The sequence below is a fragment of the Hyphomicrobiales bacterium genome (assembly GCA_039973685.1).
GTDB lineage: Bacteria > Pseudomonadota > Alphaproteobacteria > Rhizobiales > JACESI01 > JACESI01.
On record JBDWKL010000049.1, the window covers coordinates 13,683 to 25,692 of the forward strand.

At 46.5% G+C, this 12,010-nt stretch carries 9 protein-coding genes; 5 read left to right on the forward strand and 4 right to left on the reverse strand.

All coding sequences use genetic code 11. The features are described 5' to 3' along the window. Nucleotides 1–66: 66 nt before the first annotated feature. The gene (ispG, locus tag ABJO30_13790) at nt 67–1,299 is read left to right on the forward strand and encodes a flavodoxin-dependent (E)-4-hydroxy-3-methylbut-2-enyl-diphosphate synthase (GenBank protein MEP3233893.1); all 1,233 of its coding nucleotides are present in this window, start codon (nt 67–69) and stop codon (nt 1,297–1,299) included. Nucleotides 1,300–1,481: 182 nt separating this feature from the next. Continuing rightward, nucleotides 1,482–2,987 carry an EF-hand domain-containing protein gene (locus ABJO30_13795; protein MEP3233894.1) on the forward strand — a complete coding sequence of 502 codons (1,506 nt, stop codon included), beginning with the start codon at nt 1,482–1,484 and terminating at the stop codon, nt 2,985–2,987. A gap of 20 nt (nt 2,988–3,007) precedes the next feature. Here ABJO30_13795 and ABJO30_13800 read toward each other — a convergent pair whose 3' ends face one another. Next, a complete protein-coding gene (locus tag ABJO30_13800; GenBank protein ID MEP3233895.1) occupies nt 3,008–3,238 on the reverse strand; it encodes a sulfurtransferase TusA family protein in 231 nt (76 codons plus the stop codon). A 298-nt stretch (nt 3,239–3,536) separates the two neighbouring features. On the opposite strand from ABJO30_13800, the gene ABJO30_13805 reads away from it, so the two are divergent. Further along, nucleotides 3,537–5,333 carry a long-chain-acyl-CoA synthetase gene (locus tag ABJO30_13805; protein ID MEP3233896.1) on the forward strand — a complete coding sequence of 599 codons (1,797 nt, stop codon included), beginning with the start codon at nt 3,537–3,539 and terminating at the stop codon, nt 5,331–5,333. Between the two features lie 178 nt (nt 5,334–5,511). After that, complete coding sequence (locus ABJO30_13810) at nt 5,512–6,585, forward strand: GNAT family N-acetyltransferase (protein MEP3233897.1); 1,074 nt, start codon at nt 5,512–5,514, stop codon at nt 6,583–6,585. An 8-nt stretch (nt 6,586–6,593) separates the two neighbouring features. On the opposite strand, the gene ABJO30_13815 is transcribed toward ABJO30_13810, so the two are convergent. Both ABJO30_13815 and ABJO30_13820 read right to left on the reverse strand, forming a co-directional pair. Beyond that, nucleotides 6,594–7,136, reverse strand: coding sequence for a CAP domain-containing protein (locus ABJO30_13815; GenBank protein ID MEP3233898.1), 543 nt, complete (start codon nt 7,134–7,136; stop codon nt 6,594–6,596). After that, on the reverse strand, nt 7,126–9,786 hold the full coding sequence (locus ABJO30_13820; protein ID MEP3233899.1) for a DUF3772 domain-containing protein: 2,661 nt from the start codon (nt 9,784–9,786) through the stop codon (nt 7,126–7,128). The genes ABJO30_13815 and ABJO30_13820 overlap by 11 nt, the downstream gene beginning before the upstream one ends. 223 nt (nt 9,787–10,009) lie before the next feature. Here ABJO30_13820 and ABJO30_13825 point away from each other — a divergent pair, with 223 nt between their 5' ends. Further along, nucleotides 10,010–10,771: an SDR family NAD(P)-dependent oxidoreductase gene (locus ABJO30_13825; GenBank protein MEP3233900.1), complete on the forward strand. Its 762-nt coding sequence runs from the start codon at nt 10,010–10,012 to the stop codon at nt 10,769–10,771. 14 nt (nt 10,772–10,785) lie between these two features. Here ABJO30_13825 and ABJO30_13830 read toward each other — a convergent pair whose 3' ends face one another. Then, complete coding sequence (locus ABJO30_13830) at nt 10,786–11,886, reverse strand: polysaccharide biosynthesis/export family protein (GenBank protein ID MEP3233901.1); 1,101 nt, start codon at nt 11,884–11,886, stop codon at nt 10,786–10,788. Nucleotides 11,887–12,010: the final 124 nt, after the last annotated feature.

Consider the following 12,010-nt stretch of genomic DNA (forward strand, 5'->3'; position numbering starts at 1 on the left):
TTGCATGAGGGCGCAATACGGTCTAAATCAAGGACAAATTCAAAAGCGATCAACTTAGGTTCGACCATGACTGAATATCTCACAAAGCCACTTCCTCGCCGTCAATCTGTCGCCGTACAGGTCGGATCCGTTCAAGTAGGTGGCGGTGCGCCGGTGGTTGTGCAGTCCATGACAAACACAGATACAGCCGATATCGAAAAAACGGTTGAGCAGGTAACCGCGCTTTCTGTGGCAGGTTCCGAACTCGTGCGTATCACCGTTGATCGTGATGAGAGTGCGGCCGCTGTTCCCTACATTAAAGAAAAGCTTGATGCAGCAGGCATAGATGTGCCGTTGGTCGGTGATTTTCACTATATCGGCCACAAGCTTTTGAAAGACCACCCGGCTTGCGCTGAAGCGCTGGCGAAATATCGGATCAATCCGGGTAATGTTGGCTTTAAAGCAAAGCGCGATACACAATTTGCCGATATGATCGAAGTGGCAAACAAATACGATAAGCCCGTGCGCATTGGCGTGAACTGGGGTTCGCTTGATGAGGAACTACTCACCAAGTTGATGGATGACAATGCGGCAGCTGGTAGCCCGATGACGGCGACAGAAGTGATGTATGAGACGATTATTCAATCGGCTTTGTTGTCTGCTGATCGCGCCGAAGAACTGGGCATGCCGCGCAATAAGATGATTTTGTCTGCCAAGGTTAGCCAAGTGCAGGATTTGATTGCCGTTTATACCGACCTTGCAGGACGCTCTGACCATTGTTTGCATTTGGGTCTTACAGAAGCGGGTATGGGCACAAAGGGTATTGTGGCGTCTTCTGCTGCTATGGGTGTTTTGTTGCAGCAAGGCATTGGCGACACGATCCGCATCTCGCTCACACCAGAGCCAAATGGCGATCGGACCCGTGAAGTTCAAGTGAGCCAAGAATTGCTACAGACGATGGGCTTCCGTCAGTTCGTGCCAATCGTTGCAGCTTGTCCTGGTTGTGGGCGCACGACATCGACAACATTCCAAGAACTCGCGCAGCAAATCCAAGCAGACATTCGTGACAGCATGCCGGAATGGCGTGAGAAATATCCAGGCGTTGAAGCACTCAATGTCGCCGTTATGGGTTGTATCGTGAACGGGCCGGGTGAAAGCAAGCACGCTGACATCGGCATTTCATTGCCAGGCACAGGCGAAACGCCTGCCGCTCCTGTTTTCATCGATGGACAAAAAGCAAAGACATTGCGCGGCGAAAACATTGCAGAAGATTTCAAAGTGATGGTCAGCGAATATATCGAAAATCGCTACGGTGTTTAACTAAAAAGATAATTTTTATTGAATTAAAAAAATTCAAGAGAATGATTTTTTAGATTTTTAAACTTTCTGGTGCAGAATTCAGGAAATTTCCATAAAAAGGATGATTTTCTGTGGCAAAATACTGTTTGAATTCCTCTAAATTTTTATTTGCATCAAGTGTCTTGGCGAGCAGTGTGCTCCTTATGCCAGCGGTGAAAGCCCAAGAAACGGATAAGGAACAATCGGCGAAAGGCGAGGTGGTAAAGTTTGAACTATCACGTCATCTTGCAAGGCTGATCGAACGGTCGCCAGATAGAGCGCTCGAAAATTATTTGAAAGTCCTTTATCAAATCAATCCTTCAGGCGTTGTCACACCAGCAGATTTGGAGCGGTATAACAACGTTCTTGCTGCTAAAAGTAGAAGTAGAATTGTTGCGCAATTTCTACACCTCGATCTTGATGGGGATACAGTTATAACACCCGAAGAATTCAAGGCGGTTCAAAGTGTTCAGGATTCAAATGCGCGATCTAGAAATAAGATATTCGAACTAAATGCGGATACAGACAATGATGGAAACATCTCAATTAAAGAACTGAGTGCTTATGCGAAAACAAAAGTCGAGCAGGTGCCAGGCAGAAGGACTTCTCAAACCTTCAGTAATGTATTCGTCTTTGATTTAAACAAAGACGGAAAAGTGGACGCTAAAGAGATTTCAGATGCGATCAAGAAAATTTCAGCGGACCCAACATTGGTGGCAAAGAAGCGGCCCGCTGCAAACAGGTCATCGCTCAAACGCAATAAATACGGCAGGAGGAGCGCGCTAGAATGCAAACTCCCGCAAGTGCCTTCAGGGGCTGACGTTGTGGTTGTTAGTGGTAGTGCAGGAGCCGCCGCCTCAACTGTCACTGTTGCTGGGCAGGATGTAATGACAACGACAGGCCATCTCAATATAGAAGCAGGAAAAACGCCTCTTTATATTTTTTCCCACGTATTAAAACCACAGATTTGGCGCATAACTGGGGCAACTGAGCGGATTGCTAAATTTGTCGTGGGAACTCGTCGGGATAAAGAGCATGGCGGCGTTGTTGGGCTGGATGCAGATAAGATTGAGTTTTCTGTTACAGGGCACTGTTTCAACTATGCTCTAAAGGCTGAAGGCGGGCGGGCTAAAATTATGTCTGCTAAGATCGCTACCCTTTTGCAGCAACCTGTAGAAAAATTAATCGCCGACCGTAGGTTTCCCACAGTCCACATTCCTTCAGGCCGACTTGAAGAGGATAAAGCGAAAAAACTCGTACCGCTTGTCGGGCTAGACCGTTTTGCCAAACGACTCGATAGCCAACGAAAGTCTGTTAAGAAATTTGACAGCAAAAAACCGCGCTTGTTTAAAAGCTCAGAACTTAATTCATTTGTAGAAATTGATCCCAAAGCGGTGGTTTCACCAAAGCTAGCCGTTGCCTACCGTGTGATGCCAGGCAGGATTGGTTTGAACCAATTGGTAGAGCAGGGCGCTTTGGAATACACCTCAGATCAATATTACTGGATCAAAAAACCATTCGATAGGTTTCCTGGTGGCCTCTCCGCAATTTACGGGATGAAGTTCATATTGGGTAAGGGGATTAAGTTGCCTGCAGGAGACACAGGTCATTCAAGTGTGTACTCAGAAGAAACTGGAGAATGCCTTACTCATAGGGCTCGATGTCGTTAGAAAAGTGACTGTTCCAGCCCCTAAGAGCTAACACACTCAATTTGAAAAAGATGGTCATCCCCTTCGCTCGCTTTATGCAGGAGGCGATGGCCGCTTTGATTGCAATAGGCTGGGATGTCGATCACCGATAGGGGGTCAGTCGCCTGCACTTCCAAAATATCGCCAGCACTCAAGCTTTTCATGGCTTTTTGAACCTTCAAAACAGGCAGGGGGCATTTTAGCCCTTTTACATCTAAGACAGTTTTGCTCATCGTTTTCTTGGCTTTGTTGTTCTTCGAAGCCACAACCTATCTTTCTCAATCAAAACCACAAGCAGTAAAAAGTTTCATTTGGTGTTTGTGCCGTTTGATATTCTTTGCAAGACTGACGAAAATACGGTGATGTGATTGGGTTCTTGATAAAAATCGCAAGAAATTGACACCTGCCGATGGGTAATGACCTTGACGTAAACGTAAGAAATGGGCAGTTAGTCTATTAGAATAATAAGGATATCATTCACGTTTTTGGAGGAGGAACCAAAAATGTGGAAATGGTAAGTCGGAGGAACTTATGAACTTATTTGCTCGTGCAAAGATGGAATGGACGTATTTAACAGCTGCTTTGCGCACATTAAAACGGACCACAAAAGTCGCCAAAAACCCAGACTACACGCTCTCTCACCAAATTACTGATTTGGCTGAGCAGTATGGTGATAAACCGGCGCTGCTGTCTAAAGAGCAAACGCTTACCTATCGCGGCCTTGATAACCGAGCCAATCAATATGCTCGCTGGGCGCAGGCGCAGGGTGTTAAAAAAGGTGATTGTGTCGCGCTTCTCATGCCGAACAAGCCGGAATATATGGCCGCTTGGCTTGGTGTTATTCGGGCGGGCGGTGTTTGTGCGCTTCTCAACACGAATTTGACTGGCGCATCGCTGGCTCACTGCATCAATATTGTAACGCCTAAGGCTGTTATCGTGGATGCTGACCTTATTGATGCTTATAACGGGACGACTGATCATTTAGATGGTGAGATGAACCCGTGGCTTTATGGTGCTGATGGCGAGTATGCGCGTCTTGATACGATGCTTGATGAATTGTCCTCAGCAGCATTGAGCGGTGATGAAGTTGTTAAGTTCATCAACTGGGATAAAGCTCTTTATATTTACACCAGTGGTACGACAGGCCTGCCTAAAGCGGCCAATATTATTCACTACCGTACCATGGCGATTATGAACGCCTTTGCTGCTGCGACCCAAGCAACTGAGAACGATCGTATGTATGTGTGTTTGCCGATGTACCACACCGCAGGCGGTATTATGGCAATTGGCATTACGCTGACGATGGGTGGATCAGTTTATATCGAAGATAAGTTTTCAGCCTCTACCTTCTGGGATGACATTGTCGATAATGATTGCACGATGTTCCAGTATATTGGTGAGCTATGCCGTTATTTGTTGAACACGCCTGTGCATCCGAAAGAGAACAAGCACAAAATCAGATTGGTTGATGGCAATGGCCTTCGCCCTGATATTTGGGAAGAGTTTCAATCGCGGTTCAAAATTCCATTTATTTTGGAGTGGTACGCTTCAACTGAGGGTAACACGGTCTTCTTCAACTTTGACCAAAAGGTTGGCGCAATTGGTCGACTGCCGAAATGGGCGGAAAAGAAATTTGTCACTGAAATTGTGAAGTATGACCAAGACACGGAAATGCCTGTGCGTGGCGCTGACGGTTTCTTGGTGAAGTGCGAACCAAACGAAGTTGGAGAAGCGGTCAGTCAAATTTTGGAAGACCCATCAAAGCCGGCGCAGCGGTTTGAAGGCTATGCTGACGCAGTTGCAACTGAGAAGAAAATCATTCGTGGTGCTTTTGAGGTAGATGATGCTTGGTTCCGTTCAGGCGATTTGATCCGCAAAGATGAATATGGCTATTTCTATTTTATCGACCGGATTGGCGATACTTTCCGTTGGAAAGGTGAAAATGTCGCGACCTCTGAGGTGTCAGAGGCTTTAACGGGGTATCCGGGCATCAAAGAAGCCAATGTTTATGGCGTTGCCGTTGATGGCTTTGATGGTCGCGCGGGCATGGTTTCTTTGTCTGTTGATGATGATTTCGCTCTTGATGGTTTTTATGATTATATTTGCAATAACCTCGCGGATTATGCGCGGCCGATCTTCTTGCGATTGCAGGAAGAAATTGAGGCAACGGGTACATTTAAGCAGCGCAAAGTTGATTTGGTAAAACAAGGATTTGATCCGTCGACGATTGACGATCGGTTGCTTTTCAAAGACCCGAAAAAAGGCGCCTATGTGGAGATAGATGACGCGCTTCACAAGCAGATTGTTGATGGTGAGTTCAGGTTGTAGCGGATTATTTCGCTCATCACTGTTAACGATACCGACAATAAAACCAAATAGTGAAACGGTTTATACAATAAAATAGGTTATTCTAGTAGCTGTTCGGTGAAATGGGACAGTTACACTGGTTGCAATTGCTAAAAAACCGCAGGCAGAACCTAAATTCCAGGTTTTAGTCGAAAAAGATATGAGGGAGGCATCCTTCGTTAACGCTTGGCGTGAGTTGAGCGAGCAAGCTATTGTGCCTAATCCATTTTTCGATCCCGATTTTTGTCTCCCAGCCATCGATGCTTTGGCAAAAGGAGCTGTCCATCTTGCCGTCGTTTATGGAGATGGAGGGGTGTTGATTGCAGCCGCCCCCATTTATGTATCTCGGTTCGCTCACGTCGGGCCAAAGACGGTTCACATTTGGACGCATGACTATATTCCCCTCGGCACGCCTTTGGTGCATCAAGGTTACGCTTTTGCATTAAACGAGCTTTTGTCTGGCATTTCGGCCACATACGATGCGCCTGTTCTATGTAATCTTTTTAAAGGCTTCGATCACTTTGATTTAAACTCAGGTGATCTCAACGTCGAAGCGCTGGCAAGCTTTGAACGCGCGGCGATGATGACCTCTTTGTCGGGTGAAGAATATCGCAAGGTGACGTTGTCTAAGCAGCGACGCCAAGGCCTTAATCGACGTTACCGTCGATTGGCTGAACGAACGGCTCATTTGGGACCGCTTTATATAGAACTTTGTTCTGATCCCGATACTGTACCCAACCATTTTGAAACCTTTATGAGGGTTGAAAAACTTGGTTGGAAAGGGAGCAAGCAATCGGCATTATTGAATGCGAAGCCCCATGCAGATTTTGCGCGTGCTGTTGCAGTGCGCCTGTCAAGCAGAGGTGCATTTGTGGTGGCGACGTTGAAGGCGGGAGATACAATCCTTGCTGCTCTCACGCTTTTGAAGGCGCAGGGCGAATATTTTTCATGGAAAACCAGTTATGATGAGAGCTTCGCTGAATGCTCTCCTGGCAACCAAATGCTTGCCCGTTTTACCGATGAATTAATGGAGCAGGGGAATGAGACTATTCTCGATTCATGTGCTGCACCAGATAACGCATTAGCCAATGCTATTTGGAGTGAACGCGTTGCGGTAAAAGATTTGCTCTTTATCCACCCTTCGCAAAAGGCTGCAGGGCTTGCCGTTCGCAACATGATGAATTTGCACAGGGAAGCAAAGCAGACAGTAAAAAGCTTGATAAAGCGCGTTTGAGCCTGCTGTTATTTGATTGGATCACCGGTCATAACCAATGTCCAAAAAACTTTAAACTTGCTGTTTGAATTGACGGCTTTTGCAATGCCGAAGCGACGCACGTTTTTGTTCAGCAGATTTGCGTTATGACGCTTTGAATCCCGCCATCCTGAAAAGGCTTCGGCGAAACTGCGATAACCAGCACTGACATTTTCAACGGATACAGAGCGTTTGCTGTTTAGAGTTTTTACCCGGCCTGCAAATGTACCGCCAACTTCATGGCCGACCTTATTGGCGCGGGCTTGGGCGTTGGCGTGGTTTTGGGCTAGAATTACCAATTCAGGATCGACAATTACCGGCGCGAGCCCATTGCTAACGCGATAGGTGGAAATGACCTGGACAGCATCTTGAACATCCAGTCTTGAGGTTGGCAACTCCAGATTGTTATAAAATGCAGGGCGGGTTGGTGCTGCTGGTTGTGGTGCTTCCGCGCAACTTGCAAGAACAGCAGCAAGCGTTCCAATCAATAAACTGCCACGAACCCATTGGCCCGTTGGTTGTTTATCTTCCATCTGCATCTCCTGAATCTTCAATCTCATCACGGCGCATCGTAACAGGTTCTGGCCTCGATGCTGGTATTGGTGCGTTGCTCTTTGTTGTCTCAGTAGGCTTAGCATTTGATTTTGTTGCTTGGCTATTGTCACCAAGGTTTTTGACATACACATCTTGTTGCGGGAACGGTATTTCGATGCCTTCTTCTTTTAACCTTTGAAAAATGGCAAATCGAAGGTCACTGCGTACTGAGAGTCCATTTCCACAATCGGAAAGATAGCCTCTGAGTTCGAAATCCAATGAACTCGCACCAAAATCACTGAAGATCACGTAGGATTCTGGATAAGCCAGCACCAATGGATGGTTTTTGGCGCATTCAAGCAGGATATCTTTGACGTGATTTGGGTCACTGTCATATGCAACCCCTACATTGACGATGAAACGGCCAATTGTATTGCCATACATGAAGTTTTTCACCGAACCGGAAATAAAATCTGCGTTCGGCATGATCACGGTGGCGCGGTCAAAGGTTTCAATCTCGGTTGAACGCACGCTGATCTTTTTCACTGTTCCTTCTGAGCCACCAACAGAAATCCAGTCGCCAGCTTTGATTGGTCGTTCTGCTAACAAAATGATGCCAGAGACAAAATTGCTGACGATACTTTGAAGGCCAAAACCAATACCCAGAGAAAGCGCACCGGCAACAATTGCAAGATTGCTTAAATCAAGCCCAGCTTGTGAAAAGGCAATCATTGCGGAGATGATAAAGCCAATATATCCAATTGCAGTTGTGATCGAGTTTCTTAAGCCGACATCTAGGTTTGTGGTTGGTAAAAAGCGATTGGCAAACCAGCGTTGTAGCGCGCGGGTTGTGAGGATGCCGAGCACTAAAAAGAGAAGAGCTGTTAAAATGGTCGCGGGAGAAATGATGAGTTCACCAATTTTGACCTCTTTAAACAGCCGCCCAATATCACTCCAAATGCTGGACGTATCTAGCCCCCAAGAGGCTGCAAAAACGATGACACCTAATAGTGTAAACAAGACTTTTGCAAAGCCCGAAAACAGCAATTTCGCCTGTGCACGACGCTGACTACGCTTATTGCTCGAGGTGATGATTGGCACGCCGCCAGTTGTTGGATCGACTTCCACACCGAGTAAGGCATCGATGAAGCGAAAAACGATATAAATTATCGCGGAAATGATCCCTGCCAATATGGTTTGATTGACAGCGAATGCACCCAAATTAGGGAACCCTAAAATTGGCGCAATGAGCGCAATAACCAAACTTATAAAGACAAAAATACCCAGTACCTTCAACACCAACACATTGGGAATAAATTGTTGGTCAGGGTCATCTGATTTTTCGCGCATGGCGTATTTCAGCAGGGCTGAGGCGCCAAATAATGCAGAGGTTAATCCCAAGGTGAAAACGACAATGCCATCTGAGGCCACAAGAATTTTTGCAAATTCGTAGAGGGTGAAGCCAATGAGGGCAATTGTCAGGCTAACCATTGCCGTTTTATGGAGGTTTACAGCTCTGGTGTCGTCGATGTTTGTCAGTCTTAATTCCGGCTTTTTAGGAGAGAAAATGGCAAGGCTGAGGCCGCGCGCGAGGGCGAAATAAGCAACACTTGCAAACAATGTCCATAAAAGATCTGCTAGCCGTTCTGCAACGACACCGGCCTGCGTGATTGTCAGCAATACTAAGCCTGGTGTTAGGACAATGAGTGTGAGGCTTCGGATAATCCGCAAGAGAGCATTGATCCCTTGCCCATACCCAACACCTCTGTTTCTGGTGTCGTTTTGGGGGTCGCCACGTTCTGTGAGTTGCAGGAGTTTGAAGTGGTGCAGTAACCCGTAAGATAGCAAAGCTCCAAGCAAGATAGAGCCAAGAAATAAGAATGGAATCTCTGCCCATACGCGGCTTAAGCCGCTTAACAATATTGTGGCCAGTCCCGTGATGAGATTAGGCGTGTCTGAAATCGCTTGTACCCACAATGTTGGTGAGATCAAAAGTGGGGAGGTGTGAAACAGCTCGTTTGTAAATTTGCTTCGTCTCAAATCATTGATGCTTTCAGAGATTTCATCAACACGGAGTAAAATGACTTGTGTACGGCCAAGCTGTGCATTCATTTGTAGAATAAGGCTTTCAAGCTCAGCCTTTTCTGTGTTGAGTGCGATTTCAGAATCTGAGAGTTCAGCAGCGGCAGATGGTTGCTCAATGATCGTTGAAGCTGCTGGGGTTTCTGTTGTGCTTGGTTGTGCAGCTTCTTCAGATGCCTCGGTTTCAGTGGCTTCTTGTTCTTCGTCTTTAGCATCGGTTGATGTTACTAGCGTGGCGTTGGCTGCAAGGTTCAGCTTTTCAAGGCGGCTGGTAAGACTTTCAATTTCGGGCGTCAGTTCATCGGAAAGGTTTTGCGCGCCGTCTGTGATTTCGCTGATGTCTTTTTTGAAACCGAGTAATTCATCATCAGATATTCCTTCTCGTTTTATAGCACTGCTGATTTGATCGAGCTGCGCTCGCCAGCCTTGTATCAATTGATCATGGTTGACACTTGGGGGCAGTTCTTGATCTGCCGATTGTGCTAATATTACGGTTGGTTGAAACGCTAAGAATAAAACAAGCGCTACCATCATGATGGAATTTAAGAGAGAGAAAGTCCGAGCCAATGTTTCCTCGTTGTACAATGTTTTATTCGCCGTTTGCTTCAACGGCGAAAATTATGCGAATCCATTCGATTAACGTGATGTACCACGGATGATTTCATGTTGCTGTAAATTGTTTGTTTTGTGGCATCGGTTGAAAAAATAGATAGAATTTATTCGAGTCATTTTGGTTGTTGTTGCCTTATAATGACGTTGTTTTAAGTGATCAGCAACTTTGGTAGGAATTGTGCAGCAAACCATACTCATTACAGGTGCAAGCCGTGGTCTTGGTAAAGCTTTAGCTGTTAGGCTGGCGAGAGCGGATACCCGGCTTCTTTTATGGGCGCGCAACGAAGAAGCCTTGACCGAGGTTGAGGTGCTTTGTAGAGCCAAAGGGGCCATTGTCGAGGTATTGGCAATAGATCTTATCGATATCAATGCGATCCAGCAGGCAGTGCGCGATGCGGGGGTGATTGACGTGGTTTATGTCAACGCAGGCCTGTTCGATGGGGCAAGGTCTATCAATGCAATAGAAGAGCTTGATAGCGAGCTTGCGGTTATTGATGTAAATTTACGTTCCGCAATTGCCTTAGCAAATATAACTGTAAGCGCTATGCGTGGGCGAGGCACAGGGCATATCGTCTTCATTTCATCTTTAGCGGCAACATTTCCGTTGGCCGATGCTGCGGCCTATAGCGCGTCGAAGGCGGGGCTGTCTGCTTATGCGGAAAGCCTTAGGCAGAAGTTGGGCCGTGATGGGATAAAAATCACCGATGTTCAGCCCGGTCATATCGAGACTGACATGACAAACGGCCATGATGGGTCATTACCTATGATTGTATCTGCTGATAAGGCTGCTGAATTGATTGTTGCAAAGGTTGCCGCGGGAAAGTCTCATATAAGCTTTCCATGGCCCCTTAATTGGGGGACATGGCTTGCCCAATTTCTACCGGCATGGGCTCGCTCAAAAATCGCTGAAACTCAGCGATTTACGATCAAGGGTGATTAAACGGTCAATTTTGATTAGTCAGCCAATCTTACGCCTGTGTTGATCGATTGGATGCCAGGAGCCGTTACGGTTGAGAGCAATTGCAGGAACTTACGGATATTTACGAAGTTTGAATCTGCCGTAAAGATGGCGTCCTTGTTGCGTACAATGAATTCCTTCGCAACAAAGTAAGATACAGGATCTGATACCTTCAATTGGTAAACCACTGGGACGGTTGAGCCTGTAAGGTCAGCTGGAATTGTCCCAAGCTGTTCAGCGACGTGCCGTGGTTCTTGGCGGAAAACGAACATGCCTCGCTTGTTCGCGCGTTCGTTTTGGAAGCCTCTTGCTGACGCAACAGCTTCTAGTAAATTGGTTTGTGTCGACAACATTGGATAGTTGCCTGGGCTATTTACGGCACCAAGCACAAGGAATGCTTCAGGCTCATGACGAAGAATGATCCGATCACCTGCGTTGACTTTGATATTCTCACCTTTGGCGTCGATAATGGTATGCAGGAGCTGACGGCCTTTGGTTTTGCCGCGAATAAAGGTGACGAATGTCTCACGCGTTGGACCGGTTGATCCACCAGCAAGGGTAACAACGTCTAAAAGTGTCGTTTCGCCCAACTGGAGAGGAATGCGGCCAGGAGTGTTAACATCACCGCCGACGATGACTGCGTTGGAATTGTTGCTTGCGACTGCGACTAAAACTTGTGGTTCAATAGCTTGTCCACGTAAGCGTGCCACAATTTTGTTTTGAACGCGCAAAGCAGTGTCGCCATCTACGTTGATAACGCCAGCATATGGCAATGAAATCTGGCCATTTTCAGAAACTTGAATGGCTGGGAAGTTGGCTGATCGAGACCCTTCGCTACTGCTAAACAGGCCACCATCGCCAGATTCAAATACAGTGATGTTAAGCACGTCACCAACGCCGATTGTTTGTCGATGGTTATGAGTATGCTTTGAAGCAAACCGTTCTGCGAGAGCTTTGGATGTATAAGCACTGAGTATATTTACAGTTGGATTATTCAATTCAACCAGCATGTAATTAGCCACGCCGTCGATTTCAGCTTGACCTTTGATTTTACCAGCAGTTGGTCCTGAGCCAGGAATTGATCCACAAGCTGCCAAACTTATGACCATAAAAATGAAGAGTAAGTGTTTCAAAATCGTACAATACCAGTCGCTTGTTGAGTTCCATAAACTTTAGGAGACTCTTTAAACTGAGGACTACCAAACGGAGAAGCAACATACA

Coding starts and splice junctions, on each gene's coding strand:
- ispG (MEP3233893.1), top strand. CDS start 67: ATGACTGAATATCTCACAAAGCCACTTCCTCGCCGTCAATCTGTCGCC.
- ABJO30_13795 (MEP3233894.1), top strand. CDS start 1,482: ATGCCAGCGGTGAAAGCCCAAGAAACGGATAAGGAACAATCGGCGAAA.
- ABJO30_13800 (MEP3233895.1), bottom strand. CDS start 3,238: ATGAGCAAAACTGTCTTAGATGTAAAAGGGCTAAAATGCCCCCTGCCT.
- ABJO30_13805 (MEP3233896.1), top strand. CDS start 3,537: ATGAACTTATTTGCTCGTGCAAAGATGGAATGGACGTATTTAACAGCT.
- ABJO30_13810 (MEP3233897.1), top strand. CDS start 5,512: ATGAGGGAGGCATCCTTCGTTAACGCTTGGCGTGAGTTGAGCGAGCAA.
- ABJO30_13815 (MEP3233898.1), bottom strand. CDS start 7,136: ATGGAAGATAAACAACCAACGGGCCAATGGGTTCGTGGCAGTTTATTG.